The sequence below is a fragment of the Aeromonas hydrophila subsp. hydrophila ATCC 7966 genome (assembly GCF_000014805.1).
In the GTDB taxonomy this organism is placed as follows: Bacteria; Pseudomonadota; Gammaproteobacteria; order Enterobacterales; family Aeromonadaceae; genus Aeromonas; species Aeromonas hydrophila.
Genome location: NC_008570.1, coordinates 1,852,282 through 1,878,385, shown reverse-complemented (window position 1 = coordinate 1,878,385; position 26,104 = coordinate 1,852,282). Strand labels below are relative to the sequence as shown.

Here is a 26,104-nt window from a genome sequence, read left to right as displayed (position 1 = left end):
AAGCGTGGGGTCGGGATGCGAAGCCACGGGCAAAAAAGCGCAGTCCCTGTCGTCACTTGCCTCATCACGGCCGTCTGGCGCGGGCAACATCCCGATGTAAAAAGAGCGCCACCAGGCGCTCTTTTTAGGGTTCGACCGACTCAGTGCAGGGTCGGCGGCGTGCTCGGGGCATCCGGCCGCTTGCCGAACTCCTCGAAGCTCATCATCACCCCGAGGCGCACGTGCTCGTAGAGCACCAGGAAGGAGGCTTCGTTCTCTTCATCTTCCTGATCGAACTCGGCGGAGACTTGGGTGATGCTGGCGATATCCTGGATCATCTCCTGCAGCTCTTCGGAAGCCTTGGAGAGCTCCTGCTGCACCACGCCGAAACCGGCCAGGAAGGCCTGGGACCAATCCACCAGCGAGTCGATACGCTCGTCAAGCGGCGCTTCGTCGCTTGGCAGCAGCAGCTCGACCCCTTTCTGGGCCATCAGGCTCTCGATCACCTGGTGATAAAGATCGGTCATCACCTGGCGCACCGGGGCCGGCAGACCAAAACCGTCGTTGACCAGATCATTGAAATGGGGCAGCCAGCTCTTGTCGTCCAGTGCCACACCACCGCACACCAGACCGCAGATCACGCCATGGGCCTCTACAGCCGTCGCCATCAGCTCATGCTGCTCCATCAGGTCGGCCACGGCCGCGTATTTCAGGGGGTTCGTTTTGCTCATCGAAGATCCGCTCAAAGTTCAGGCAAATATGCAGAATTAATGGTCAGGATCCTAGCATTCTCCCCCTTCCAGAGCCAGCAAGGCCTTGAAACTTCTGCATCTGCGCTATATAGTCCCGCCCAGTTGTCCACGTGGATAAAGGCGGAAATCAGCTCCGCCGTATTGAGGAAGGCATGAGCACAGAGGCCGTAGAAATCGTCATTTTGGGACGTCCCTACAAGGTATCCTGTCCCCTGGGACAGCAGGATGCCCTGCGCCAGGCCGCCGACCAGCTGACTGATAAACTCATCGAGCTGCGTCAACGCTCCAAGGTCTCCAGCAACGAACAGCTGGCGGTGATGGCAGCGCTCAATTTTTGCCATGAGCTCTGCCTTGAAAAAGAGAAAAATCACCAATACTCTGAGACCATGGACAAGCGGATCAAGATGCTGCAACGCACCATCGAAGCGGCCTTGATCGAGCACGGACAATATGGCGAATCCAGCGACGAAGGCCTGCAGCCCTAATCGTCCACCGTTTTAAAATTCCCTGGGGTGTTTGTCAGCCGGTTCAAGTCCCCGAGCCGATATTCATACCAAACAGGGGATCTGCCTTCTGGCTATTGCGCATGCTCGGCACGACCGAGAAGCCTGCGGTCAGATCCGATCCCCGCCTTGAACCGACGGTTCAAGGGCCCAAACCGGCAACGGCATCTCCGGGGTACCAACAGCAAAAAGCCCGTCACCAACGTGACGGGCTTTTTCTTTATCTCCTGCGCCATCCGCTCTCCGCTGCCGCTGCAACCCTTCGACACTGCCCGCAGCGCCAGTCACACCAGAAGCGGCCCATAAAAAACCCGCCGGCTTGGGCGGGTCTTTTCTAGCGCTCGGCTCAGACAGCCATCTGTTGATGGGGTGAGCCGTGGTGGCGCAGCCAGAGGAAGCTCAGCGCCACGATCAGCACCATCAGTGTCATGATGGCCCCCAGGGTCACCTGCCCTTCCATCGGGAAGCAGGCTGCCAGCAGCGTCACGATACCGGCCCCCAGGTTCTGCATGCCGCCGAGGATGGCACCGGCGGTGCCCGCCTGACCCGGGAAGGGTTCGATGGCGCAGGAGGTAGCGGTCGGATAGAGGATGCCGCTGCCGATGAAGTAGACGGCGGCGCCGCCAACCAGGGAGGCCGCACTCACTACCCCGAACAGACCCGGCAGCAGGATGATCAGCGACCCCAGCGCCAGGAAGACGATGCCAAGGCGCATCAGCTTACCCTGACTCAGGCGAAAACTGAGCTTGGCAGAGAGCCAGGCACCGAACAGATAACCGGGCAGCGGCAGGACGAACAGCACGCTGACGGTGCGGGCACTCAACTTGAGCACATCGCCGAGCAGCACGCCGGCCGCCGCCTCGAACACCGCCAGGCCGGCAAAAGTCGCCATCAGGCAGAGCAGGTTGCCCTGAAAGCGCGGATTGCCGAGTACGTGGCGATAGGCGGCACCGACTCGCAGCGGCTGTTGGCGTGCGGTCGCCGGCAGCGTCTCAGCAAACCAGGCCAGCAGCGCCAGGGTCGTTACCGCACCGAAACCGAACAGGAACCAGTACCCGGCACGCCAGTTGAACAGCTCGGTCAACCAGCCGCCCAGCACCGGCGCCAACAGCGGGGAGAAGATCACCCCCATGCTCACCAGGCTGTTGGCCCGGTTGAGCTCGGCGCCGCTGTAGCGATCGCGCATCACGGTCCGGCTCATGGCGCCACCCGCTCCGGTGCCCAGCCCCTGAATGAAGCTGCCCACCAGCAGCGCCATGAAGCTTGGGATCAACTGAATGGTCAGGGTGCCCACCAGAAACACCATCATGCCGATCAGCAGGATGGGGCGACGGCCGATGCGATCCGACAGCGGGCCGTAAACAAACTGGGAGAGCCCGTACGGGATCAGGTAACAGGCCATCACCGCCTGCAACTGGCCGGAGGCCACGTTGAAGTCCCCCGCAATCATGGGAATGGAGGGCACATACAGGGTCTGGGTCATCTGGCCCACAGCGACCATCAGAATGGTCAGAAAAAACAGCGGATAAAAACTGTGCCGATACATATCTCAGTCCCGAAAATCATCAAAAAGCTGCCGCACCCCTGGCAGAAACCTGCAGAGGGGATCCAAAAACACAGAGTCAATCAAAGGTGAAAATACAAGGCGGAGAACCCGCACCGGCCGGGAGCAGGACACTCCCTAGGCTTGCGGTGATCTTAGTGATTCAGATCACGAAAAACGAACGAATCTTTATAATCAGCTTTCCCTAGTTTTTCTAATGTGACGGGATTTTTAGTCCCGTCAGCAATAAAAATCAACGCGTTACCATCTGCTGGGCCTGTTTGACCAGATCCTCCGGCTTCTCGTTGCGCGGCGGTATGGTGATCCCCTTCTGGCAGGCGGGCTTCTCTGCCATCCGGTCCATCCAGGCTTGCAGATGCGGCAACCCCTCAATGGAGATGCCACTCCAGTCATGAATGCGCACCCAGGGCCAGGTAGCGATGTCGGCGATGCTGTACTCGTCGGCCAGATATTCGTGATGGGCCAGATGGCTGTCGAGCACCTCGAACAGACGGCGCCCCTCCTTCTGGTAGCGCTCGATGGCGGCCGGGATCTTCTCCGGGAAGTAGCGATAGAAGACGTTGGCCTGCCCCATCATGGGACCGACCCCGCCCATCTGGAACATCAACCACTGGATGGCCTGGGAGCGGCGTTTGGGATCTGCCGGCAGCAACTTGCCCGCCTTCTCCGCCAAATAGAGGAGGATGGCGCCGGACTCGAACACGGCGAAGTCACCATTATCCCGATCGACGATGGCCGGGATACGGCCGTTGGGGTTGATGGCCAGAAACTCGGGCTTCTTCTGATCCAGCGCCGACAGATCGAGCGGGATCACCCGATAGGGCAAGCCCAGCTCTTCCAGGGCAATCGCCACCTTGAAGCCATTGGGCGTAGCGGCGGTGTAAAAATCGATCATCATGAACTCCTTGTGATTCACACATTGGTGCAGAGACGGCCACAGCCTCGCTCATGCGAGACGACAACGGGACACAGAGCGGATGCCGCACCGACATTTGCTCCGACGCCAGCATGGCAAAGCGGCACAATACTGGTCAGTTATGACAAATATTGTGCCGCTTGAACAGCCCGGACGCATGGAGGATCGTGACTAGTTGCACAACCCCATGGGTTGGCGCTGGCGCAGCAGGATCAGGCGGGACAAGAGCGGGAAGTAGGACTCCAGTTTGCTCAGCAGCACCCGGCTGCAGGCGGGATCGGCGAGTTCAGACTCTTCCAGCACGATACCGTTTGAGACGAAGTAGAAGCGCGGGTCCCGCACGTCCGGCCCCTGAATGGTGAGGGTGGCATCGCCTTTGCGCATCAGCAGCGGCAACACCGGCAAGCCGAACGTATCGCTGTTGCGCTGCCAGGCAAATTCCGGCCAGGCCGCATCGCCATCGAGCAGCAAGATCGCCGCCTCTTCCTTGCCTGGCTGCCATTGGCAAGGCTGGGCAATGCTCACCTCGTTGAAGTAGTCGCCATATCCGGTCGATGCGCGCAAGGCAGCCAGCAGCCCCTGGGTAGTGATTGCCGACGGTTTTTGACTGACTAATGACAAATTCATGATCCACGTCCCTATGCTCAATGCAGCCTGTTATTCGGCTGCTGCCCATAAGACTAGACCAAAAGGAGCCTATATTGGAGCCGTCAGATCTGGCAGTCGCCAAGGCTGGGGGGATGGCGTATAACGGTTGCCATTCTCGCGAAGACTGGTATGATACCGCGTCCTTTTATTCCCCGTTCTTTAACATCCAGTGGTGAACCTATGCATCCGATGCTGAATATCGCCGTGCGCGCTGCGCGCAACGCCGGTCAAGTAGTAGTAAAAGCCTTCTCTCAACCCGAGAACATCGAGGTTATCCAGAAAGGCAGCAATGACTTCGTGACCAACGTTGACCGTGAAGCCGAAGCGGCCATCATTCACACCATCAAAAAATCTTACCCGGAACACAGCATCGTGGCTGAAGAGTCTGGTGAGATTACCGGTACCAATCCGGACTACCAATGGATCATTGACCCACTGGATGGCACGACCAACCTGGTCAAAGGCATTCCGCACTTTGCTGTCTCCATCGCCCTGCGCGTGAAGGGCAAGACTGAACAAGCCGTTGTTTACGATCCGATCCGTGACGAGCTGTTTACTGCTACCCGTGGTAGCGGCGCCCAGCTGAACGGTTATCGCATCCGTGTCGGCAAGGCCAAAGAGCTGGCCGGCACCATCCTGGCCACCGGTTTCCCGTTCAAGCAGAAGCACCACATCGAGCCGTACCTGAAGATGTTCCAGAGCATGTTCATCGAGTGTGCCGACATCCGTCGTGCCGGCTCTGCCGCACTGGATCTGGCCTACGTGGCTGCCGGTCGCGTCGACGGTTTCTGGGAAATCGGCTTGAAACCCTGGGATACCGCAGCCGGTGAGCTGCTGGCCAAAGAGGCCGGCGCCATCGTCACCGACTTCGTCGGTGGTCACAACTATGAAAACTCCGGCAACATCGTGGTTGCCAACCCGCGCGTTCTGAAAGAGATGCTCGGCAAGATCCGTGAGAACCTGCCGGAGTCCCTGGCCAAATAAGCCAGCCTCTCGCAGCACACGTACCACAAACCCGGCCCAGGCCGGGTTTTTTTATGGCCGTCAGCAAGGAAAGCGTGCCAGTCTGCGCCCATATCCCCACACGTCATTGCCCTACCTATCCCATCGGGGTGGCTGCATCCGTTGCCCAGGCAAGGCGGCCTTTGTAGATGTCTCGTCAGCGCGGCAAGAGGATGCGCCCCCCTTCTAACCAGAACCAGCACTGCGCCACCACCCGGCCTCGCCCCTCAAGCAGCTCACAGACCACCCCGGCTGCCGGCCTCTGCCGTCGCGAGCTTGCCGCGCCGTTCACCAAACCCGCTTTGCACTCCCTTCATTGCAAACCAGATGTTCCAGAGCGTGGCCACTGGCCAATAACAAACAACCCGGCCAGAGCCGGGTTGTTTGGGTGCCTGCCAATACAAGCTGCGGTTGTGTCGCCCTCCCTGGCGCCTGGCAGCATTACGCCAGACGGAAACGACCGATGGTCTGACGCAGACCGGCAGCCAGCTGGCTCAATTCCAGGCAGGCGCGGGCGGTATGATCGGCCCCAACAGCGACCTCGTTGGAGGATTCGTTGATCCGCTCCACGTTGCGACCCAGCTCATCGGAGACCGCATCCTGCTCGCCACAGGCGCTGGCGATCTGAATGGCCATGTCAGCGATCTGGGCCACCGCCTCTTCAATCTGCTGGATGCCGTTGCTGGTCTGCTCGCTCTGCTCCACGCACTGGCGGATCATCTCGCAGCTCTGGCCGGTCACCTCTTTGGCCTGGTTGGCACGGGCCTGCAGGGTTTCGATGATGGCAACGATCTCGCCGGTGGAAGCCTGGGTGCGACCCGCCAGGGTGCGCACCTCGTCGGCCACCACCGCAAAGCCGCGGCCCTGCTCGCCGGCGCGGGCAGCCTCGATCGCGGCGTTGAGTGCCAGCAGGTTGGTCTGATCGGCGATGCCGCGGATCACGTCAACTACCACGTTGATCTGGGCGGATTCACGCTCCAGTTCGGTAACCAGGGTGCCCGCCTGTTCAATCTCTTCCGCAACCCGGGTGATGGACATCAGCGAGCTCTGCACATCCTGATTGCCACGGCGTGCCAAGGCATTGGCGGAGCTGGCCGACTCGGATGCGGTCTCGGTGTTGCCTGCCACATCGGCCACGGTGGCCTTCATCTGGGCCATGGCGGTGGCGACCAGCGAGATCTCCTGCTGCTGGCTCTGGATCCCCTGTGCCGACTGCTCGGAGACGGCGCTCACCTCTTCAATGGCGGCCCCCAGCTGAGTCACAGCGGCCACCACCTCTTCAATCAGGCCACGCAGGTTGTCCTGCATCTTGAGGGAGGCCTTGGCCAGCATGCCCAGCTCGTCGCGACCGATGTGCTGGCGATCCAGCTGATGGGTCAGATCACCGGCGGCGATGGCGTTGGCCTGCGCCACCACGGCCTGCAGCGGCAGGCAGATCTGGCGGGTCAGGAACCAGGTCATGGCCACCATGAACAGCAGCAAGCTGCCGATGCTCACCATGGCAAAACTGGTCACCATGTTGACGCTGCCAAGCAGGCTGCCACGGTTCTCTTTCACGAAGCCGAGGTTCACTTCCACCAGACCGTTGACCGCCTGCTCCAGCTCGCCATAAATGGGGTTGGACTGGAACAGCTGATCCTTGGCCTGGGCCAGCTGACCCTGCACCAGCAGTTGATCCACCACATTGACCGAGTTCAGGTAGCGTTGCCACTCCTGCTTGGCGCGGTTGAACACCTGACGCTCATGGTCGGCACCGACCGTGGCCTCATAGGCACGAAAGGCCTGCTCGACTTTCTGGACGCTGGCCTGGATCCGGCCGCGACGCGCCTGCAGATCGCTGGCGTCATCCACCATCAGCAGGGCAAACTGGGCACGGCGCACGTAGGATACGTCGTAGAGCAGGTTCTCGACCGAGAGCACGCTCGGCAGGGTGGAGTCGGTAAAATTCAGCACGCGATCGCGCACGCCGCGCAGCTCGCTGGAGAGAAAAATACCGAATATCACGTTGACGGCGGCAATGACCGCAAAGACCACGGCAATCTTTTTGCCGATAGACAGATTTTTGTAAAACATGGTGGCTGGTGATCCTCGACTGCTGACAAGCAGGTGCACAGTGGCGATCACATCCGTATGAACTGGTAACCCGGGCTTTCCTGGCGGGAGATGGGACGTTGCGAAAGACCAAGGGAAGGGTGGGTTTCGCGAGGGCGGCACTTTACCACAAACCTGCCTACTCCTTCACCAGCTTTCGCCGCAACAAAGCAAGTTGTTTTTTCGTACAACCTGACCTTCATCACAAACTATTCAAGGCGACCAAATCATTTCAAATAGTTAGCCGATGAATGCAATCGATGCACCGGCATGGACAAGTCAGGCCCGGCTCGCTGTAATGCAAGAGTCCCAGGATGGCGCCTCGCCGTCCCAGTCATCAAGCAAGAGAGGTGATCTTCATGGATAACGCGTCGGCCCTGCCCCTTTCCTCCTGGTCTGCCCAGCTGCGCGAGCAACTGCGGGCACGCCCGGTGATCGCCGTCGGCCTGCTCGTTGCACTGGCGGCCGTCGTGCTGTTGCTGCTGCAGAGCCTGGTGATGCTGGCCGCCGGCGACATCAGCCCCGGCGTTCGCTACGGCCTGCTCGGCGGCCTGGCCGGCTTTGCCGCCACCGCGCTCGGCGCCTTGCCTGCCCTCTTTCTGCGTTCGGTCCCCCAGCGGGTGGAGGATAGCATGCTGGGCTTTGCCGCCGGCATGATGCTGGCGGCCAGCGCCTTCTCCCTGCTGCTGCCGGGGCTCGAGGCGGCAGAGGGGATCACCGGCGACGGCTTTCTCGCCGCCGCCGTGGTAGTGGCAGGCATGACCCTCGGGGTGCTGCTGATGCTGGGGCTCGATCAATTCACCCCCCATGAGCATGACAAGACCGGTCCCTGTGGTCCCGGTCACGAGAGCTGCTCCCGGGTCTGGTTGTTCGTGTTTGCCATCGCCCTCCACAACCTGCCGGAAGGGATGGCCATCGGGGTGAGTTTCTCGCAGGGTGACATGTCGGTGGGTCTGCCGCTCACCACCGCCATCGCGTTGCAGGACATACCGGAAGGGCTGGCGGTGGCGCTTGCCATGTGCGCCGCCGGTTTTCGGCCCGGCAAAGCCGTGCTGGTCGCCATCGGCAGCGGCCTGCTTGAGCCGCTCGGGGCCCTGCTCGGCGTCGGCCTCTCCAGCGGGCTGGCCATCGCCTATCCCATCGGCCTCGGACTGGCCGCCGGCGCCATGCTGTTCGTGGTCTCTCACGAGGTGATCCCCGAGACTCACCGCAATGGCCACCAGACCCACGCTACCCTGGGCCTGATGGCCGGGTTTGCCTTGATGATGACCCTCGATACGGCGCTTGGTTGATAAGGTTCTGATATATGGCGTAATGTTTGAGCACTAGCGCCGTGACCGGCTAACGCCACATTTCCCCACGCATCGAGGGCCAGCATGACATGATATTCCGGGTGATGATGCTGGGTTGTCTGCTGGCAGTCGCTCACCGGGCCGTCTCTGCCACCGAAATCTATCGTACGGCGGCGCAGCCCGAGTCCGCCCCCAAATACACCCAGATGGCAGATGGCCGCATCGGAGGGTTCTGCGTCGAGCTGTTTCGATTGCTGGAGCGCCAGGAGCCCGCCCTGCGCATCCAGGGCGATCAGCGCTTTGTGCCCCTCAAGCGACTGGAGAAACAGGTGCGTTTCGGCCAGCTCGACTTCATCTGCGGCGTGGGCGACAACCCGGACCGTCGCAACCACTTCCTCTATCTGCAGCCCCCCATCTTCACCGTGCGCTACCACTTGGCGGTGCGCAGCGATGATCCGGTCGAGATCCGCCAGTGGGACGACGTCAGGGCCCTTGGCGAAGAGGGTATCATCCTCATCAATCACGGCAGCGGCGCCATCGAACGGCTGCAGGCCCTGCAGGGGCTCATCATCGACAGCGGAGGGATCAGCAGTGCCGCCAATTACGACAAGCTGCTGATGAAACGAGGGCGCTTCGTCTACTACCGCTCACCCGGCTTTGAGGCCGACCTGCTGCGCCACCATCTGAGCGGCCAAATTCGCATCCTCCCCACCGCCATGGAAACCATCCCCTTCTACATCCTGTTTTACCAGCACACCTCCCCTGCCCGGTTGGCCCTGTTCGCCAATGCCCTGCAACGGCTGGCGGACAGCAGCGAGCTGGCTGACCTGGCCAAGCGCTACCCTTAAGCGCCCCTTCACATCGCACAGCATCGGAATGCTCGGCGCCATCGCCAACTTTTGTTATGATCCACAACAACTTATTCGGCCGCATGGCCATCAAGACGAGGTGAGTGATGAAAGTAGGTATTATCGGCGCCATGGAACAGGAAGTGGCCCTGCTGCGCAGCCAGATGAGCAACCCGACCACCCTGCAACTGGGCGGCTGCGAGTTCTATCAGGGCACCCTGGCAGGCAAAGAAGTGATCCTGACCCGCTCCGGCATCGGTAAAGTCGCCGCCAGCGTCGCCACCAGCCTGCTGCTGGAAAAATTCGCTCCCGACTGCGTCATCAATACCGGCTCTGCCGGCGGCTTTGCCCAGGACCTGCACATTGGTGACGTGGTGATCGCCAGCGAGATGCGCTTCCACGATGTGGATGTCACCGCTTTTGGCTACGAGATGGGCCAGATGGCGCAGCAACCGGCCGCCTTCCCCTGCGACGAGACGCTCATCGCTGTCGCCCAGGATTGCATCGCCGAACAGGGCAAGCATCAGACCAAAGTCGGCCTCATCTGCACCGGCGATCAGTTCATGTGCAAGCCGGACGCCATCGCCAAAGCCCGTGCCGACTTCCCGCAGATGCTGGCGGTCGAGATGGAAGGGGCGGCCATCGGTCAGGTGTGCCACATGTTCAAGGTGCCCTATCTGGTGGTGCGTGCCATGTCCGACATCGCCGGCAAGGAACAGGTTGAATCCTTCGATGCCTTCATCGAGGTGGCCGGCAAGCACTCCGCCGAGGTGATCATCAAGATGCTCGGCAAGCTGTGATCCCACTCACCACGCTGGAACAGATGGCCGCCACTCCGGCGGCCATCTTGCTCGGGGCCGCCCTGCTGGAGGCCATCGTGCCCTGGCCGGCCCACTATCGGCTCTCCGCCGTCGTACCGCTGTTGACCCGGCTGGGTCACAAGGTGTGTCGCCCCGATGGCGCCCCCGGGCAGCAATTGCAGGCCGGTCTGCTGGCCATGCTGATTGTCTGGCTGCCTTGCGCCGCCGGACTCTGGGCGGTGCGCAATCTCTCGCTCTCGGAGCCGCTGTTCGATCTGCTGTTTCTGCTGCTGATGCTGGAATCGCGTCCGCTACGGGAGCTGGCCCGTGCCACTCGCGCGCTGACAGACCAGGATACCTTGGTGGTGGCCCGGCTGCAGGCCGCCCCCTGGCTCAGACGCGACACCGGCAAGCTCTCCCTGATGGGGCTTGCCAAGGCGGTCAGCGAAAGCTGTGCCCTGCGCCTGATAGGACAGTGGGCCGGCCCTCTGCTGGGGTTTGCCCTGGCGGGGGTGCAAGGCGCCCTGCTGTGGCGCCTCGCCCAGTTGATGAATCAGGGCTGGAGCCCGAAACTGCCAGCCTTTGCCCACTTTGGCCGGGCCGCCGCCGTGCTCTATCAGGCCCTGTGTACCCCTGCCATCTTGTTGCTGGCCCTGCCCTTGTGCCTGACCCAGCTGCGCCAGCTGGCAAGCCGGCTGCGCACGGCGATACGCTGGCCCTACCCCGCCATGGGAATACTACTGGCACTGCTGTCTGGCTCGCTGGGCTGCAAGCTCGGTGGTCCCCGTTACTATCAGGGCTGCTTGGTCCGTTTCCCCGTGTTTGACGCCGCCGCCGAGCCGGAGGCCAGCACGGCCCTGCGTCTGCTCAACCGTCTGCAACAAGCCGGTTGGGGCTGGCTGGCGCTGGCATTGCTGCTCACTGTGCTGGAGCAGCTGCATGGCTAAATGGTTCACCCTGCTCTGCCTGTTGTGCGTGTCGCCCGCCCTGCTGGCCGGGACGCCGACACGCATCGTCAGCCTCACTCCTCATCTGACCGAACTGCTGTTTACCATCGGTGCCGGTGATCGCATCGTGGCCACCGACGATGCCTCCGATTATCCCCCCGAGGTCAAACGCCTGCCCCAGGTGGCCAACTACCGCAGCATCAATCTGGAAGCCCTGCTGGCCCAAAAGCCCGACTTGATCGTCGCCTGGCGCTCCGCCCAATCCCGTATGCTGGCCCCCGTCGAGCAGCTGGGGATCCCGGTGTTCTATTCAGAACCGACCGACTTTGCCTCCCTCGCCACCGAGATGCGGGTGCTGGGAAAAACATTGGGGGTGGGACAAACCGCCAATGCCGAGGCCGATGCCTATCTCGCCCGCCTGGCCGCACTTGGGCAGCGCTACGGCAAGCCAAAACATATCAAGGTGTTTTATCAGCTCTGGTATCCACCGCTCACCAGCGTTAGCGGCAATGCCTGGCCCGCCCAGGCCATCAAGCTGTGCGGCGGGGAAAACGTGATGGCAGCGGCCCGCACGCCCTACCCTCAGGTCAGCCTGGAACAGGTAATCAAGGCCAATCCGGCGCTGATCCTGGCGGGGAGTCAAGATCCCGACGCTCTACGCCACTGGCAACAGTGGCCCAATCTGGACGCCGTCCGCCATCAGCGCCTACTCCTCATCAACTCGGACGAACTGCACCGTTTCACCCCAAGAGCGCTCAACGCCGTGGAGCAGATATGTCGGGCCATTGAAGAGGCGCAACAGCCGAACCAGTAGGCCACGTTGCGTGGTTATTTTCACAATAAAAAAACACCGGCAAGCGCCGGTGTTTTTTATTCAGCAGACATGTGATGAGGGATAGCCGTTACTTCTGCTTGAAGATATTCAGCCCCACGAAATAAACGGAATCGTGACGCTGGAAGGCATCGGCATAAATCGGCTTCGCATCATCAAAGAACCGCTCGAGGATAGTCTCAGCCTCTTTTATCTTGGCTTCAAACTTGTCAGGAGCAGCGTCAAGCAGGGTCATCATCAAACCGATGATGTTGGCGTAGAAATAGTTCATCGAGCCAATCAAAATGCGATAAAGATGACAATCACGGCTCATCAGCAAATACAGCAGATAATCGTGATGACGCTGCATCATGGCCAATATTTCATTGTGTTCGTATTTGACCGTTTGCCAGTCGGTACGCAACTTCTCCAGCAAATCGTCAAACAGCGGTACGTTGAGCGCGGCATTGAAGTCGATACTGGTCATGTCGAACGGCTGAAAGCTGCGCGCCATCAGCTCATCAAGCAGAGCGATTTTATCCAGCTCAGGGCCGCTGATTTGCAGAGCATCAACCCGTTGAGGGATGGCACCGTCAATGTAGGCACCATCACTGCAATTCAGGCAGTGTATATCCGGATGGCCAGTCAGCACGCGCGTCATATTATGAATGGCCAGACCAAACAGGTGATTGATCCGCACTTCCCCGCCAAAATTGCCCGGAGCCGGGAAAGTATCTTTTAGACTTTCATTGTACTTGGCTTCTTTCTTCTCGTTGTAATAGAGGCTCAAACTGGAGTGATGCTTGTCTGCATACTTGTAACCATTGTCTATCCCGAACAGGTATACCTGCTTGAAACCGAGCAGGGCAGCATAGTTGAGACCGGTATTACCAACGAAGGGGTTGGAAAATTCAATGGACTCATATTCGAAAGCCTGACTAAACCGGCTGACCAGCATGGAGAACATGGGTTCATTAGGTTTGAAAGTAAGACCTGTTTTGCGGAAAAAAGTCTTGCACTCTGGGTGGATCACATCGACGCTGAGGAAGACCACATCCTTTAGAAAGTCATCCGCATCGAGAATGCGCAGAAAATCTGCCGAGCTCTTGGTGCGCTCCACCGCCACATATATGTCAGGTTTGATGCCCGCCTTGTGCAGGGCACTGACGGCCGTGCCGCAGGCGATGATGATGGCTTGTCCCTGATGCTGCCGGATAAAGTCGATGTTCTGATCCAGCGACGGCCCGTTACCGACCACGAATACCGGTACCTGCTCGGCCAATGAGGTATCCCGCTCCCTTTTCAGGAACGGCGTACCATCCTGCAGATGGGTGTGACTGTGGGCCAGCGCATAAATATTGTCATCGAAGAAGCCCCAACCCGTCCTGAGCAGATACAACTCGCTCTCTGCCTTGTCGATCAAGTCATGTAGCTTGGGGGAGTGATAAGTACAAAATGAGAAATAACTCGCCGACCAGAATGCTCCTTTGCGATGTATCGCTTCCATCATGTCGGCCACCAGAAGTTGTTCATCCACACCGATAAAAAGATGCAGGCTCAGCGACTCCTGCTCCATATACTCGAGCAGTTGGTGCCAGTCAAAACAATAAAGCGAGGCATAGAACATGTCGATATCCGGTTCGAAAGCAAACAGATTTCGAATCCGGCACCGTTCATACAGGTAGCCCAGCTGATAACCCAGGCCGATCCCGTACATGAATGACAAGGGAATGTCGGCATCCAGCGCCTTACGAAGCGGCAAGCCTTCCAGCGATACATTATCCTTTAGTTTGGAAATGGCATTGTTGTAGGCGATATGGATTTGGCCCTCCAAATACCACTGAGGAACGAAGTCGATACATTCAAGTACGCTATGCTCAATCACCTCGGCAATCTGGGCTTGTGCTTCGGCAAATGGATCCTCGCCATAGAGGGAGACGTCATCATCCAGCCAAAGAATATTTGGAATGCCATTTTCATTACAGAAAAATCGAAAAGGTCTGGTTGGCTGATATTCTTTAAAAAATGCATGGATCCTTGGCATGTATTTTTCAAAGGCGGCCATATTAAGCTGATGGCGAACAGGCAACACCGCCAGCATGGCGGCCTCCTGTTCTTTTTGAACTGCAAGACGGGAAAGCTCTTCCTCTGCACTTTCAATGTTTTTATTAAAATCCATTCGATATTTAACCCGCATTCGACTTGTAAAGGCTTGTTGCTCGCCCAGCCTTGGAGAATTGGCGCAATTCATCTTCTGCCAGACTCCTGGCGCTCACGATTCGCTCATGGATCATTTGAAACTGCAACAGAGCCTGCTGCTGTTTCATATCAAGGTGGCTTTCCGCGGGGAACTCCCGAAACACACCATCGAAAGCATCAAGATAGTGATCCATTTGTGCCTCCGCTGCCGACAACTCATTTCTCTCCAGCAGCAGCAACAGCTGGCTGCCGTGAGCCATCAACCCGGACAAAATGGCATCGCTCATTCCGTCCTGCCCGCTTTTTGCTGGGCAATGGCCTTGTCGCGCTCTTCGACCGGAATGGCATCCCAGCCGCTTTTGACGGTCAGCATCAGGGTCATTACCTCATCAATGGCAGCGATGTCCATGTCGCGGCTGGCATCCATCATCCGCACCTTCATATAGTCATACAGAGCAAAAAGATCCTCAGGCACCTTGCCGTAAGAGAGATCCAGCGAGTCCTGCAAACCATTGATGATGGCCATAGTTTTGGACACAGACTGGGATTTGCCCTCGAAATCACGACGCTCGATGGCGCCACGGGTCTGGGCAAGCCGCTCTAGACAGCCCTGCATCAACAACTGGATCACCCGGTAGGGATCGGCCACCGCAAGCTCAGACTGCAGATTCTGGGTGGTATAGGCCTTGATATTTTTCCGATACATACGAGACACGGCTCCTGACTACGTATTAATTCGTTTTGGTATTGAGCAGGTTGAGATAAGAGGCCGACTTGTTCATCTTGGCCAACATGGTGTCAAGGCTGCCATAACGGGCACGGAGGGTCTCCTGATACTTGGTCAGCTGGGAAGCGACATCCGACTCCTTGCGGCTCACTTCACGTAGATCCGAATTCAGCGTATCTTCCCGCTTGGCCAGCAAGCCTCCGGTTTTGGAGTAGGTTTCCAATTGTCCGGCCAGTTTACCTGCCACCCCATCCTTGCCACCAAAAACCGCCACCACCTGATCAAAGTTTTTGTCGATGGCTTCGCTGAACTTGGTGTCATCAATGGAGAGAACCCCTTTGTTGTCCATCTTCACACCCATCTGGAAAATCGTTGAGTAGGTTGAGGATTTTTGTGAGGGTTCGGTAATGGCACCGTTCATCATGTTGATCACGGCGCGTGTCGTCGCATCACCAGCCAAGGCTCCGCCATCATTCTGGCTTTTTCCGGCCACGATGGAGTTGCGTTTGCCCAGCTCATTGCTCTTCTTCACCAGGGCGTTGTAGCCGTCGACAAAGCTTTTGACCATGTCTTTAATGCCGGCCTTGTCGGTGCTTACATCAACCTTGTTCGAGCTGTAGGTCTTGACGGGATTGCCATCTGCATCGGTCGAGGTCGTACTGTCCGACTCTTTGAGCACAGTCAGCTTGAGTCCGACAATTGTGCCATCAAAGGTATTGGTCGCGCTGGTCAGCGTGTTGCCATCCACCTTGATCTTGGCATCCTGAGCGTCCTGGCGCTTGGTTAGCTTAGAGACCAAGTTGTCGGTCAATTCGGTAGTGCTGCTGGTGATCTGCAGATCCTTGCCACTGCCGCTGACCCCGGAATCGATCATCAGCTTGGATTTGCCATCGGAGGTATTCATGATGTTGACGCTCAAACCGAAGTTGTCTGCGTCATTGTTGATGCGTTTTCGAATAGATTGCAGCGAATCGCCAGCTTTGACATCGACATCAAAGGTCTTGTCACCAGCCTTGAACGTCAATTTTCCGTCTTGGGTGATAAGAGGGGTGGTCGACGAGTCGAAGGTACCGTCAAATTTGCTGGTTTTTGCCAGCTGTTCGACGCTGATATCATATTGCCCATTGGAGGCCCCTGCCTTGCTCTCCACCTTGAGCACAGGCTTGTCCTTGTCCTGGGTAATGTTGATGGAGCGTTTGTTGAACGCGTCATCTTTCGCCATCGCCTGCAAGGTAGTCACGAAAGAGGCGATGGCAGATTTCAGCTGCCCCACACCGGAGAGAGTGATTTGAGTGTTGGTCTTCTTGGTGGTGATGGGCTGCATCAGCTGTGCTTTTTTGGCATCGACGCTGGCAGCAATCACTGACTCCAAATCGAGTCCGGAGCCGGCACCTGCAGACGTAATGGTGGGCATACTCACTCTCCTCTTAAGTTTTCATATCAGATCTCGTTATCGAGCAGCAACCCGGCGCGTGAACCTCCTCCGGTCGCATCACTTTCACGCAGATCTTTAATTCGTTTGCTGATAGCCAGCAACTCTTCGCTTGGGATTTGCCGGATCATTGACTTGGTCTCGGCATCTACCACCTTGATCACCACCTGATCCAGATCCTTTTCAACACTGAAATTGACGGTCCAGCCTTGCAACTTACTGAACTCTTGCAACTTTTGGACCTCATTTTCAATGTCTGCCTGAGGCACATCTTGTTTGACGTTTTTTTCACCAGGCTGTCCCTCTTGCTGTTTTTTCACATCCTGTGCCGTCACCCGCTGCTCTTCCGTCGTGCCAGATAGCACTTGAGCGGCCGATTGGCCGCTCTTGCTACTTGACTGAAGAGAAGAAGGAGTGACCGATGACGGGATCCCAATTTCATTGGCCATATCGTCGCTCCTCTTTCTATCTCATCACTGCGTTTCTGTTAACCCAGCAGGGACAGAGCAGATTGCGGTCTTTGGTTGGCTTGCGCCAGGATGCTGGACGCCGCCTGTTGCAGAATGTTCTGCTTGGTCAGGTTGGCAGTCTCGGTCGCAAAGTCTGCGTCGCGGATACGAGAGCGTGCTGCACTCAGGTTCTCGGAAACGTTGGACTGGTTGCGAATGGTCGAGTCGAAGCGGTTCTGCACCGCACCCAGCTCTGCCCGTTTGCTGTCAACTGCCTTGATCATGAAATCAAGGTTCGCCATGGCCAGCTGAGCTCCACTTGCAGTTTTAATACTGCTCACACTAGTAGTCGTCGCTGCGGTTGTAAGTTTTGATACAGTATATTTATCTGCAGTAGCAGTGGAGGCAACTGTTGCACTTCCTTTTGTTGCTGTTGCAATTCCTTTGATACTAAATGCAGACGTCATTTTAAAGGAGATAGTCTGCCCTGCATCAGCACCAACTTGGAAAGTCCCCTTGTACTTGCCATCAAGCAGCTTCTGCCCACCAAAAGTAGTGTCTTCAGAAATACGGTCTATCTCAGTTATTAGCTGATCATATTCCTGCTGCAGTGCGACACGGTCGTCCGTATTATTGGATCCATTTGAGGACTGCTGGGCTAGTGTACGCATCCGCTGTAACATGGAAGTTACTTCATCCATGGCCCCTTCTGCCGTTTGGGCAACAGAGATACCATCGTTGGCGTTGCGGTTACCTTGATCCAGTCCGTTGATCTGAGAGGTCAAACGGTTGGAGATCTGCAGACCGGCGGCATCGTCCTTGGCGGTGTTGATACGCAGACCGGAAGCCAGTCTGGTGTAGGACGTATCCAAGGACTTGTTGGTGTTCATCAGGTTACGCTGGGCGTTCAGTGATGAAGTATTCGTGTTGATATACATGGCCATAAAATATTCTCCCGAAGAACATGCGACTGCGGGTTGCGCCGCCAAAGCGGCGTCCCACCGTTAGAAGAACAGGTTGAACGATCCTGATTCTTCTGGCGGGTGTCTGTTTGAACGGACAGGCCACCCGCAGTAGTGCAAACGTTGGATTCCGAACACCCCTCGATTGCTTCACTTTATTTAACGGCAGAACAGCGACAAGCTTTAGGAAAATAATTGCCGAAGGTGGCAAGTTTTGTCCGGCAAGCGGCAAACGGCAGGCACTCTATGTCCTTGGACGCGGCAGCAGACCTGAGACCAGCTTGGAGAGATGAATGAACATATTTGGCACAGTTTGTGCTTTGCTATGGGGGAGTGGCGTCAATTTGACGGCACAATAAAAAGAGGCCGGAAAATCCGGCCTAAAACGAGCATACGCTCAGGAGAATATGACCAAGCGTGACAGAACTGAACAGCTGTACAACACTTGGCTTTACTAGTAGAGAATAGATTCTCTCCCGATAGAACAGAGTGCGAACCGAACACCCCTTTGTTCCATCTCTTGACCAGGGCGGCCTGAACAACCGCCCTGTTTTCTTTTATCAGCCCTGCAGCAGGGAGAGTGCTGACTGCGGACGCTGGTTTGCTTGGGACAGTATGGTCGAGGCAGCCTGTTGCAGAATGTTCTGCTTGGTCAGGTTGGCGGTCTCGGTCGCGAAATCGGCATCGCGGATCCGTGAACGCGCGGCACTGACGTTTTCAGAGACGTTCGCCTGGTTACGAATGGTTGAATCGAACCGGTTCTGCACCGCACCCAATTCCGCACGCTTGCTATCAACCACCTTAATCATAAAATCCAAATTCGCCATAGCTAGCTGGGCTGCGCTTGCCGTTGTGATACTGCCCACACTAGTCGTTGTTGTTGCTGTCGCCGATTTTGTGACTTTATATTTATCAGCTGTAGCAACAGATTGAACTGTTGCGCTACCTTTAGAAGCTGATGCTATACCACTCAAGGTAAAGGCTGATGTCAGTTTAAAAGTAATTGTCTGACCAGCATCAGCACCAACTTGGAAAGTTCCAAAATAATTGCCGTTTAATATATTCGTACCACCAAAAGTAGTATCTTTTGCTACTCGGTCAATCTCAGTAATCAGCTGGGTGTACTCTTGCTGCAACGCGGTACGGTCATCGGTGTTGTTGGAACCGTTGGCAGACTGCTGGGACAAGGTACGCATCCGTTGCAGCATGGAGGTGATTTCATCCATGGCGCCTTCAGCAGTCTGGGCGACGGAGATACCGTCGTTGGCGTTGCGGTTGCCCTGATCCAGACCATTGATCTGGGAGGTCAAACGGTTGGAGATCTGCAGGCCGGCGGCATCGTCTTTGGCGCTGTTGATGCGCAGACCAGATGCCAGACGGGTGTAGGATGTATCCAAAGATTTGTTGGTGTTCATCAGGTTACGCTGAGCGTTAAGCGATGAAACGTTCGTATTGATATAAAGACCCATGACTATTCTCCTAAGCTATTAAATTTACTATCTAATTTGCTCGAACTTTATTGTCTTTCCTGTTCGATGCGTCTTATTTAACGGCCTCTTTTTCGATGTCTTTAGCATTATTTTCAACGCTTCATCGCATTAACGCCGCTTACCCTATTTATCGGCATGTTCTCGTTGAACTTGAGGAAAAAAATGCCCTGCTCTTCCTACAAGGTTCATGAGGCAAGCAACGGAGGGCGATGGGTGAGGCAGTGTGAGCCTTATCGGCAATCTGGCACCGCTCTGGCGCCATGACGACAACCGGCATGATCACCACCCGCAAAAACTTGGTCTGGCTCCCACTTCTTGCAGGCAGTCATTGGTCAGACGCCGCAATCCCCCCTAAAATCGCGGCCCCATCAACAATTGGACGTGAGTTGTTCTCCATGCAGACACTGGTTGAGCAGATTGTTTACATCAGCGACATGTTTGGTACTGCGGTATTCGCGTTTTCGGGGGTTTTGGTGGCGGGTCGCCTCAGGATGGACGGTTTTGGCGTCATGGTATTGGCGGCAGTCACCGCCATCGGGGGCGGAACCATCCGCGACATGATCCTGGGGGCCACCCCCGTCTTCTGGGTACGCGACCCGCTCTACATCTGGGTGGTGATAGCAACGGCACTCATCGGGATGTGGATGGTTAAATTGCCCCGCCGCATGCCCTGGTACGTGCTGCCGGTCGCCGATGCCTTCGGGCTGGCACTCTTTACCGTGATCGGGGCGCAAAAAGCCCTCAACTTTGGCACATCGGGGCTGATTGCCGTATTGATGGGCACCATGACAGGGGTGGCCGGCGGCATGATCAGGGACGTGCTGGCCCGGGAGGTGCCCATGGTCTTGCAAAAAGAGATCTATGCCACCGCCTGCATCCTGGGGGGCATCCTCTATACCCTGGCGCTGGAGATAAACGTGGATCGGGTGACCGCCATGCTCATCTGCATGACGGCGGTATTCGGTCTGCGAGTGGCGGCTATCTATTGGCATCTGTCACTGCCCACCTTCTCCCTGCAGCGCAATTGATGCCGTGGCCAGGGGGAGAGTCGCACTCCTGGCCAGGTTGCGTTGAACCAAGCAGGCTTTTCTGTTGTCATAAGGTCCAGTGTTGTAAGCCGGAATCCCTCATGCAAAAACTTGGACTCATCACATCACTGCTATTGATGAATGTGGCAACGGCGCAGGCCGAAGCGCAGGTACTGTTTGGACGGCTCGCTTCCACCCCGGTGCAGCAGTTCAACCAGCAGATCCGACAGGCAAGCACTGCCCAGCAGAGCTGGGTCAATGACTATCGTGAAGTGGCATTGCGTTTTGTCGGCCACAGCGACATCCCCAGTCGCATCCAGGCACAACAGCTGGACAACGATCTGGTGCTCTCGGTTGCCCTCGACGGCACCAAGAGCGACATGATCTACATCCTGACCCTGTTTCGCAGCAACAACCTGTGGCAGATGCGCCAGGCGGAGATGGGGTGGCGCTGTCAGGGGCAATCCACCTTTACCCCGGTGCCCTGCCCTTAACGAACATCATCTCCCCCGAGTGAAATAAAAAAATCCGGCTCATTGGCCGGATTTTTTTATGCATGCTTGAACGTCACATTACGGGCGGTACACCTTGACGTTGGCAAAGCCCTTCTCTTTCAGATAGAGCGCCTGCAGCTTGCTCATCACGCCGCGATCGCAATAGAGCAGGTAGGTCTTCTCCTTGGGCAGATCGCCAAAGGCGGTGGTCAGCTTGAAGAAGGGGATATGCATGACCTCACGCCCTTCCACCAGCAACGGCTTCTCGTTGTGCTCGTCCATGGAGCGGATATCGAGGATCACCTCGTTGTCGCCGCTCTCGGCGGTAGTCTCCACTTCCTGCACCTCGGCGGCGGTCTCTTCACCGATGCGACGAATGTCGAGGTAACGGGCCTCGGCCACCACCTTGTCCAGAATGGCGAAGTCGAAGTTCTCCTCTTCCGCCTCGATACGGGAGAGCTCGGCCTTCACGGTCGGCTTCTTGGAGATGACACCGCAATACTCCGGCATGGTCTCGGCAAACTCCAGGGTGCCGATACGGCGGGCTTCGCTGATGATGTCCGGCTTATCCCAGGTGATGAGCGGGCGCAGAATCACCTTGTCGGTCACCCGGTCGATGACGTTCAGGTTGGTGAGGGTCTGGCTGGAGACCTGACCCACGCACTCACCGGTCACCAGCGCCGGGATCTGGAACTCGTCGGCCACCTTGGCGGCGGCGCGCATCATCATTCGCTTGAGCACCACGCCCATCTGGCCGTTGTCGATCTTCTCGAGGATCTCGGCTACCACCGGCTCGAAGTCCACCGCGGTGAAACGCACCCGGTGGGAAGAGCCGAAGCGGTTCCACAGGTGATAGGCCACCTGCTTGACGCCGATCTCGTGAGCGGCCCCACCCAGATTGAAGAAACAGTAGTGCACCCGGCAGCCGCGCTTGATGAACTGGAAGGAGGCGACGCCCGAGTCAAAACCGCCGGAGATGAGGCTCAGCACATCTTCCTGGGTAGCGATGGGCATGCCGCTCAGGCCCTGATGGATGGCGCTGACGATGAAGAGCTCTTCACCATCGATCTCGAGGTTGATCTTCACATCCGGGTTCTTGAGGCGCACGCCGTTGCTCACGCAGTGCTGGTTCAGACCACCGCCAACGTAGCGTTCCACTTCGAGCGAAGAGAACTCATGCTTGCCGTGGCGCTTGGCGCGTACGCAGAAGGTTTTCCCCTCGAGCTGGTCACCCCACACAGCTTTCACCTGCTCGAAGATGTCGTGCAGATCGGTAAACTTGCTGGCCTGCACCTCGAGGAAAGCCTGAATGCCGGGAATGCAAGCCAGGGCTTCGATGGCCTGTTCACGGAACTGGTCATTGCGGGAGCTCACGATCAGCTTGTCCCAATCCATCCGTACCCGGGCATCGTCGTCGAAGCGGCGCAGGACATTGCGGATATTGCCCTGCAGGATCTTGATGAAACGCTGGCGAACCGACTTGCTCTTGATGGTGATTTCCGGGAACAGCTTGATAATGAACTTCATGGTAATGACTCGGGTGACCTTGATTTAAGGGCGCGAATTATATCAGAACTTTGTGGCCAGCGCCTACTGGATGAGCGTTTGCTCACATTCCCCCACGCAATGTTTGCCGCACCGAGGCAATCTTGCGTATATTCCCGAACCTGCGTCCCGGCAACATTCCTGACCACAGACCCATTCGATGAAGACCTACATCTACTACCCCGGCATGGAAGTGCGCGACGAGCTCTGGCTCAAGTTTGCCCTGCTCTATCTGGAGCGGCTCGCCTTCGTCTTCACCGTCAGTGAGAAGAGCGGCCTCACCGCCCTGCTGCAAACCCTCGAACAGGAGACGGACTTGCTGGCCGAGCGGCCGGATGCCGCCTTCTTTGCCGCCATCACGCCCCAGCTGGAGAGTCAGCTGAGCAGCCTGCTCGCCCCCGACTTCGTGCGTCACAAGGTGTTTGGTAACAAGGAGCTGATCGGTCGCTGGCGCACGCCGGCCAACCACGACTGCTTCTGCCCGGCCCAGGCAGGGCTGGAGCGGTTGCACGGCTTTTGTCTGGCGCATGGTTTTGCCAGCCGGGAGGAGGGCGGGTTCAGGATGGCGCGCCGCTTTGCCAACCTGCTCTCCATGCGGCTCGCCCGCGAGTGGGCGCTCGCCAATGAGGGGGCGCTCATCACCGATCACGACTATCTGGACCGGCTGCTGCACTTGCTTGAATCCCGCTATCACAACCGCGGTGGTCAGGATTGCTTCCATCTGGAAATCCCGCTGCAAGTACCCACTCACTTGGCCGACATCCCATTTGCAGAGCTGATCGCCCTGCGCGCCCGCAGCGGCTTTCGCCAGCAGCTGGCCGAGTTTAATCAGGCGCTCGATGCCCTGCTCGCCATGCTGGGCAGCGGCTACGCCGAGCCCGCCGTGCTGACCCGTTTCGAGCAGGCCCAGCAGGGGCTCAACCAGCTGCTGGGGCCGCAGACCCAGAGCCTGCCGCTCACCACGCTCGTCAGTACTGGCTTACCGGCCATGGCGATGATCCATCGCCTCAAGGCGAGCCATCCAGACAGCAAGCTGGTGTTTCACTCCATCAAGAAGAGCCACTTCCACCAGCGCAAGAGCCAGCACTTCTTCACCCGGCTGGGTCAGGTCAAGCCCTGAATCCGCGACACCCTGCGGGGAAATCGACAATCCGCTGACGACATCGCAGCCATCGCCCGATGTCGTCAATATTCTGACACTCCAAAGAGAGGCGCCTCCCCTCAGGAGGGATTCTCCAGCCGAAACTCGATGCGATCGCTGTTGCCCGCCTCGTCCACCACCACCAGCTGATAACGACCCGCCGCACTTAGCACCTGATCGCCGTCCCAGCGCAGCCGCTGGCCGTTGAGAAACCAGGCCGGCTTGCCGACACCGCCCAACACCTTGGGTTGTAGCCGATAGCGCTGACTGCGGATAAGATTGCCCTCCCCCAGCGCCACTATCCGAATCGGGGCCTGCAGCTCGGCGCTCTGCCCCTCCCCTGCACAACCGCTGGCCAGCAGCGTCTGCCGTCGCTCGTCGGGGGACCGCCAAGGCTCCAGCGACAGCGGCCAGAGCGCCCGAAAACCGGATTGCACCGCATCCTGGCAACGGGTCAGCGTCGGCTTGCCCTCCTTGGTCAACGCCACTTGCCGCAGCGGCGACGGCCAGTCCATGGGATCCGGCAAGGTGGGAGGATCGCGCCCTTCCAGCAACCTGGCGCTCTGACGCTGCAGACAGGCCTCAGGCAGGGTTGCGCTCGCTTTGCGCCCCAGCGGCCAGCAAACTTCGGCCTCGCTCACCGTGCTGGGTTGTGCTGGCAGGGGACTATTGTCGGCCAGTCGCGAGTAGACAGAGAGCAGCAGCGGCACCGCCGCGCTCTGGCCGTAAAAACCGGGCATGGGGGTGCCGTCGGGGCGCCCAAGCCAAACGCCTATGGTCCAGCGACCTGAGACCCCCATCGCCCAGCTGTCGCGATAGCCGTAGCTGGTACCGGTCTTCCAAGCCAGCCGATTGACCCTACCGGTCGCCTCACTGGCAAAAGGCTGATCCGCCCGTCCCTGCGCGCTCAGGATCTGCCAGATGATCCAGGCCGCCCCCGGGCTCAGCAAGGGGCGTGACACTGCCTGCTGCCCCGCCAGCCAAACCGGCATCGCCACCTGCCCCTGCCGGGTCAGCGAGCTGTAGAGCGCCACCAGCTGCTCAAGCCGGATCCCCGCCGCCCCCAGTGCTATGGCCGGATTGGGCTTGTCGGAGAGCGCCAGCCGCACCCCGGCGTTGTCGAGGCGGCTGACAAGTTTGTCCGGCCCCAGCGCCTCCAGCACCTGCACCGCCGGCACATTGAGGGATTGCTGCAGCGCCTGGGCAAGCGTCACCGGCCCCTGAAAGGCGCCGGAGAAGTTGGCGGGGCGGTACTCCGCCCCCAGTCTCGGCGCATCGGAGAGCAGGGAGGCCGAGTGCACCAATCCTTCGTCCATGGCCAGACCGTAGATAAAGGGCTTGAGGGTGGAGCCAGGAGAGCGGATCGCCTGCACCATGTCGAGGTAACCGTGGCGGCGCAAATTGCCATACTCGGCGCTGCCCACATAGGCGCGTACCGCCATGGTTTTGTTGTCTACCAAGAGCAACGCCGCTGAGGTCTGCTCGGGGAAGCGGCGGATATAACTCGCCACCCTCCCCTCCAGCCAGCGCTGCAGATCGCCGTCAATGGTGGTGTGCACCAGCGCTCCCGCCTGATTGTCGGCGGCGAGACGGGCAAACAGCGGCGCCTCCATCGGCGTGAAGTGACCGCGAGCCAGCACCGGCTCGATACGCCCCTCCAGCCACACCTGTTCGGGCCAGACGCCTTGCGCTACCAGCCGCTGTATCACCTTGTCACGGGCGGTGCGGGCCCGCTCGGGATGCCGGTCCGGCCGGTTGCGGCTGGGAGCCTGCGGCAGCACCGCCAACAGTGCAGCCTCGGCATAGGTCAGCTTGGCGGCGCTCTTGCCGAGATAGGCAAAACTTGCCGCCTGCACCCCCTCTAGGTTGCCGCCAAACGGCGCCCGGTTGAGGTAGACGGTGAGCAGGGTGGGTTTGTCGTAGTGCCACTCCAGCTGCAGCGCGCGCGCCATCTGGCGCAGCTTGCCGGGCACGCTTCTGTGGTAGGGCTCGATGAGGCGGGCCACCTGCATGGTGAGGGTCGAGCCACCCGACACGGCGCGCCCGTAGCGCAGCCACTGACCGATGCCGCGCACCATGGCCACCGGGTTGACCCCGGGATGACGCCAGAAGTAGCGATCCTCGTAGCCCAGTAGTGCCTCGATATAGCGGGGGGAGACCTGCTCCAGGGTCACGGGGTAGCGCCACACGCCGCTGGTATCGGCAAAGGCGCGCAGCGGCCGCCCCTTCATATCGAGCACCACCCGCGCATAGGCCGGGTCGAGTGGCGGCGGCGGGAAAATGCGATCCAGCGCCAGTAGCGACAGGCATAGGGTGATGACCCCCAATACCGAGACACGTAGCCAGCGTGGCAGACGACCAAGCCAGCGCCAGCCGGCGCGGCCAGTGCGAACTAATTTCAGCCAGCCACGCTGCCAGAAAGTGAGCGGGCGAACCCGCTCACTGGAAGGAACGTTGCTCAGAGGGCGTCTGCGACTCATCAAG

24 protein-coding genes and 1 other RNA gene are annotated in these 26,104 nt (G+C 58.5%); 11 read left to right on the top strand and 14 right to left on the bottom strand.

Translation table 11 applies throughout. The features are described from left to right. Positions 1-140: 140 nt before the first annotated feature. Positions 141-710, bottom strand: coding sequence for a UPF0149 family protein (locus AHA_RS08640; protein WP_011705605.1), 570 nt, complete (start codon positions 708-710; stop codon positions 141-143). A gap of 173 nt (positions 711-883) precedes the next feature. On the opposite strand from AHA_RS08640, the gene zapA reads away from it, so the two are divergent. Together zapA and ssrS are read left to right on the top strand one after the other, a co-directional pair. Next, positions 884-1,216, top strand: coding sequence for a cell division protein ZapA (gene zapA / locus AHA_RS08635; protein WP_016350376.1), 333 nt, complete (start codon positions 884-886; stop codon positions 1,214-1,216). Between the two features lie 16 nt (positions 1,217-1,232). Further along, positions 1,233-1,415: non-coding RNA, 6S RNA (gene ssrS, locus AHA_RS08630), on the top strand. Between the two features lie 165 nt (positions 1,416-1,580). Here ssrS and emrD read toward each other — a convergent pair. The 3 genes from emrD to AHA_RS08615 all read right to left on the bottom strand — a co-directional run bounded on the left by emrD (position 1,581) and on the right by AHA_RS08615 (position 4,341). Continuing rightward, complete coding sequence (emrD, locus tag AHA_RS08625) at positions 1,581-2,780, bottom strand: multidrug efflux MFS transporter EmrD (protein ID WP_011705603.1); 1,200 nt, start codon at positions 2,778-2,780, stop codon at positions 1,581-1,583. 250 nt (positions 2,781-3,030) lie between these two features. Beyond that, a complete protein-coding gene (locus AHA_RS08620; RefSeq protein WP_011705602.1) occupies positions 3,031-3,693 on the bottom strand; it encodes a glutathione S-transferase family protein in 663 nt (220 codons plus the stop codon). A gap of 192 nt (positions 3,694-3,885) precedes the next feature. Continuing rightward, positions 3,886-4,341: a hypothetical protein gene (locus tag AHA_RS08615; RefSeq protein ID WP_011705601.1), complete on the bottom strand. Its 456-nt coding sequence runs from the start codon at positions 4,339-4,341 to the stop codon at positions 3,886-3,888. 201 nt (positions 4,342-4,542) lie between these two features. Between AHA_RS08615 and suhB the strand changes: the two genes are divergently transcribed. Further along, positions 4,543-5,346, top strand: coding sequence for an inositol-1-monophosphatase (gene suhB, locus AHA_RS08610; RefSeq protein ID WP_016350372.1), 804 nt, complete (start codon positions 4,543-4,545; stop codon positions 5,344-5,346). 459 nt (positions 5,347-5,805) lie between these two features. Here the strand turns inward: suhB and AHA_RS08605 are convergent, their stop codons facing one another. Continuing rightward, entirely contained in the window at positions 5,806-7,437 is a 1,632-nt protein-coding gene (locus AHA_RS08605) for a methyl-accepting chemotaxis protein (protein ID WP_045790137.1), read from the bottom strand. 377 nt (positions 7,438-7,814) lie between these two features. On the opposite strand from AHA_RS08605, the gene AHA_RS08600 reads away from it, so the two are divergent. The 5 genes from AHA_RS08600 to AHA_RS08580 all read left to right on the top strand — a co-directional run bounded on the left by AHA_RS08600 (position 7,815) and on the right by AHA_RS08580 (position 12,156). Next, positions 7,815-8,747 (top strand): ZIP family metal transporter, encoded by a 933-nt coding sequence (locus AHA_RS08600; RefSeq protein WP_011705598.1) that lies wholly within the window; start codon positions 7,815-7,817, stop codon positions 8,745-8,747. A gap of 89 nt (positions 8,748-8,836) precedes the next feature. Beyond that, positions 8,837-9,595: a substrate-binding periplasmic protein gene (locus tag AHA_RS08595; RefSeq protein ID WP_011705597.1), complete on the top strand. Its 759-nt coding sequence runs from the start codon at positions 8,837-8,839 to the stop codon at positions 9,593-9,595. 107 nt (positions 9,596-9,702) lie between these two features. Next, positions 9,703-10,395, top strand: coding sequence for a 5'-methylthioadenosine/S-adenosylhomocysteine nucleosidase (gene mtnN, locus AHA_RS08590; protein ID WP_011705596.1), 693 nt, complete (start codon positions 9,703-9,705; stop codon positions 10,393-10,395). Continuing rightward, positions 10,392-11,342 carry a cobalamin biosynthesis protein gene (locus AHA_RS08585; protein ID WP_164927598.1) on the top strand — a complete coding sequence of 317 codons (951 nt, stop codon included), beginning with the start codon at positions 10,392-10,394 and terminating at the stop codon, positions 11,340-11,342. The genes mtnN and AHA_RS08585 overlap by 4 nt, the downstream gene beginning before the upstream one ends. Continuing rightward, positions 11,335-12,156 (top strand): cobalamin-binding protein, encoded by an 822-nt coding sequence (locus tag AHA_RS08580; protein WP_011705594.1) that lies wholly within the window; start codon positions 11,335-11,337, stop codon positions 12,154-12,156. The genes AHA_RS08585 and AHA_RS08580 overlap by 8 nt, the downstream gene beginning before the upstream one ends. A gap of 88 nt (positions 12,157-12,244) precedes the next feature. On the opposite strand, the gene AHA_RS08575 is transcribed toward AHA_RS08580, so the two are convergent. The 7 genes from AHA_RS08575 to flaA form a co-directional block, all read right to left on the bottom strand. After that, positions 12,245-14,332 (bottom strand): motility associated factor glycosyltransferase family protein, encoded by a 2,088-nt coding sequence (locus tag AHA_RS08575; RefSeq protein ID WP_164927788.1) that lies wholly within the window; start codon positions 14,330-14,332, stop codon positions 12,245-12,247. 7 nt (positions 14,333-14,339) lie between these two features. After that, positions 14,340-14,639 (bottom strand): hypothetical protein, encoded by a 300-nt coding sequence (locus tag AHA_RS08570; RefSeq protein ID WP_077392344.1) that lies wholly within the window; start codon positions 14,637-14,639, stop codon positions 14,340-14,342. Then, positions 14,636-15,058, bottom strand: coding sequence for a flagellar export chaperone FliS (fliS, locus tag AHA_RS08565; protein ID WP_011705592.1), 423 nt, complete (start codon positions 15,056-15,058; stop codon positions 14,636-14,638). The genes AHA_RS08570 and fliS overlap by 4 nt, the downstream gene beginning before the upstream one ends. Positions 15,059-15,083: 25 nt before the next feature. Next, positions 15,084-16,493, bottom strand: a complete 1,410-nt coding sequence (gene fliD / locus AHA_RS08560) for a flagellar filament capping protein FliD (protein WP_011705591.1) — start codon at positions 16,491-16,493, stop codon at positions 15,084-15,086. 26 nt (positions 16,494-16,519) lie between these two features. Then, positions 16,520-16,960, bottom strand: coding sequence for a flagellar protein FlaG (locus AHA_RS08555; protein WP_011705590.1), 441 nt, complete (start codon positions 16,958-16,960; stop codon positions 16,520-16,522). Between the two features lie 38 nt (positions 16,961-16,998). Then, entirely contained in the window at positions 16,999-17,904 is a 906-nt protein-coding gene (gene flaB / locus AHA_RS08550) for a flagellin B (RefSeq protein WP_011705589.1), read from the bottom strand. Positions 17,905-18,482: 578 nt separating this feature from the next. After that, positions 18,483-19,391, bottom strand: a complete 909-nt coding sequence (gene flaA / locus AHA_RS08545; RefSeq protein ID WP_011705588.1) for a flagellin A — start codon at positions 19,389-19,391, stop codon at positions 18,483-18,485. 416 nt (positions 19,392-19,807) lie between these two features. Between flaA and AHA_RS08540 the strand changes: the two genes are divergently transcribed. Together AHA_RS08540 and AHA_RS08535 are read left to right on the top strand one after the other, a co-directional pair. Beyond that, positions 19,808-20,440, top strand: a complete 633-nt coding sequence (locus AHA_RS08540) for a trimeric intracellular cation channel family protein (RefSeq protein ID WP_011705587.1) — start codon at positions 19,808-19,810, stop codon at positions 20,438-20,440. A 101-nt stretch (positions 20,441-20,541) separates the two neighbouring features. Next, entirely contained in the window at positions 20,542-20,934 is a 393-nt protein-coding gene (locus AHA_RS08535) for a hypothetical protein (protein ID WP_039214967.1), read from the top strand. Positions 20,935-21,012: 78 nt separating this feature from the next. Here AHA_RS08535 and thiI read toward each other — a convergent pair whose 3' ends face one another. Next, positions 21,013-22,461, bottom strand: a complete 1,449-nt coding sequence (thiI, locus tag AHA_RS08530) for a tRNA uracil 4-sulfurtransferase ThiI (RefSeq protein WP_011705585.1) — start codon at positions 22,459-22,461, stop codon at positions 21,013-21,015. A gap of 178 nt (positions 22,462-22,639) precedes the next feature. Here thiI and AHA_RS08525 point away from each other — a divergent pair, with 178 nt between their 5' ends. After that, positions 22,640-23,599, top strand: a complete 960-nt coding sequence (locus AHA_RS08525; RefSeq protein WP_115586412.1) for a hypothetical protein — start codon at positions 22,640-22,642, stop codon at positions 23,597-23,599. A 101-nt stretch (positions 23,600-23,700) separates the two neighbouring features. On the opposite strand, the gene pbpC is transcribed toward AHA_RS08525, so the two are convergent. Then, complete coding sequence (gene pbpC, locus AHA_RS08520) at positions 23,701-26,100, bottom strand: penicillin-binding protein 1C (protein ID WP_011705583.1); 2,400 nt, start codon at positions 26,098-26,100, stop codon at positions 23,701-23,703. Between the last annotated feature and the right edge of the window lie 4 nt (positions 26,101-26,104).

Bases quoted from the DNA above. Each gene is read 5' to 3' on its own strand.
- AHA_RS08540 (WP_011705587.1), top strand. From the start codon at position 19,808: ATGCAGACACTGGTTGAGCAGATTGTTTACATCAGCGACATGTTTGGT.
- AHA_RS08605 (WP_045790137.1), bottom strand. From the start codon at position 7,437: ATGTTTTACAAAAATCTGTCTATCGGCAAAAAGATTGCCGTGGTCTTT.
- suhB (WP_016350372.1), top strand. From the start codon at position 4,543: ATGCATCCGATGCTGAATATCGCCGTGCGCGCTGCGCGCAACGCCGGT.
- AHA_RS08555 (WP_011705590.1), bottom strand. From the start codon at position 16,960: ATGGCCAATGAAATTGGGATCCCGTCATCGGTCACTCCTTCTTCTCTT.
- AHA_RS08620 (WP_011705602.1), bottom strand. From the start codon at position 3,693: ATGATCGATTTTTACACCGCCGCTACGCCCAATGGCTTCAAGGTGGCG.
- AHA_RS08640 (WP_011705605.1), bottom strand. From the start codon at position 710: ATGAGCAAAACGAACCCCCTGAAATACGCGGCCGTGGCCGACCTGATG.
- flaB (WP_011705589.1), bottom strand. From the start codon at position 17,904: ATGGCCATGTATATCAACACGAATACTTCATCACTGAACGCCCAGCGT.
- AHA_RS08615 (WP_011705601.1), bottom strand. From the start codon at position 4,341: ATGAATTTGTCATTAGTCAGTCAAAAACCGTCGGCAATCACTACCCAG.
- AHA_RS08575 (WP_164927788.1), bottom strand. From the start codon at position 14,332: ATGGATTTTAATAAAAACATTGAAAGTGCAGAGGAAGAGCTTTCCCGT.
- emrD (WP_011705603.1), bottom strand. From the start codon at position 2,780: ATGTATCGGCACAGTTTTTATCCGCTGTTTTTTCTGACCATTCTGATG.
- fliD (WP_011705591.1), bottom strand. From the start codon at position 16,493: ATGCCCACCATTACGTCTGCAGGTGCCGGCTCCGGACTCGATTTGGAG.
- flaA (WP_011705588.1), bottom strand. From the start codon at position 19,391: ATGGGTCTTTATATCAATACGAACGTTTCATCGCTTAACGCTCAGCGT.
- AHA_RS08595 (WP_011705597.1), top strand. From the start codon at position 8,837: ATGATATTCCGGGTGATGATGCTGGGTTGTCTGCTGGCAGTCGCTCAC.
- pbpC (WP_011705583.1), bottom strand. From the start codon at position 26,100: ATGAGTCGCAGACGCCCTCTGAGCAACGTTCCTTCCAGTGAGCGGGTT.
- AHA_RS08535 (WP_039214967.1), top strand. From the start codon at position 20,542: ATGCAAAAACTTGGACTCATCACATCACTGCTATTGATGAATGTGGCA.
- AHA_RS08570 (WP_077392344.1), bottom strand. From the start codon at position 14,639: ATGAGCGATGCCATTTTGTCCGGGTTGATGGCTCACGGCAGCCAGCTG.
- thiI (WP_011705585.1), bottom strand. From the start codon at position 22,461: ATGAAGTTCATTATCAAGCTGTTCCCGGAAATCACCATCAAGAGCAAG.
- zapA (WP_016350376.1), top strand. From the start codon at position 884: ATGAGCACAGAGGCCGTAGAAATCGTCATTTTGGGACGTCCCTACAAG.
- AHA_RS08600 (WP_011705598.1), top strand. From the start codon at position 7,815: ATGGATAACGCGTCGGCCCTGCCCCTTTCCTCCTGGTCTGCCCAGCTG.
- AHA_RS08580 (WP_011705594.1), top strand. From the start codon at position 11,335: ATGGCTAAATGGTTCACCCTGCTCTGCCTGTTGTGCGTGTCGCCCGCC.
- fliS (WP_011705592.1), bottom strand. From the start codon at position 15,058: ATGTATCGGAAAAATATCAAGGCCTATACCACCCAGAATCTGCAGTCT.
- mtnN (WP_011705596.1), top strand. From the start codon at position 9,703: ATGAAAGTAGGTATTATCGGCGCCATGGAACAGGAAGTGGCCCTGCTG.
- AHA_RS08525 (WP_115586412.1), top strand. From the start codon at position 22,640: ATGAAGACCTACATCTACTACCCCGGCATGGAAGTGCGCGACGAGCTC.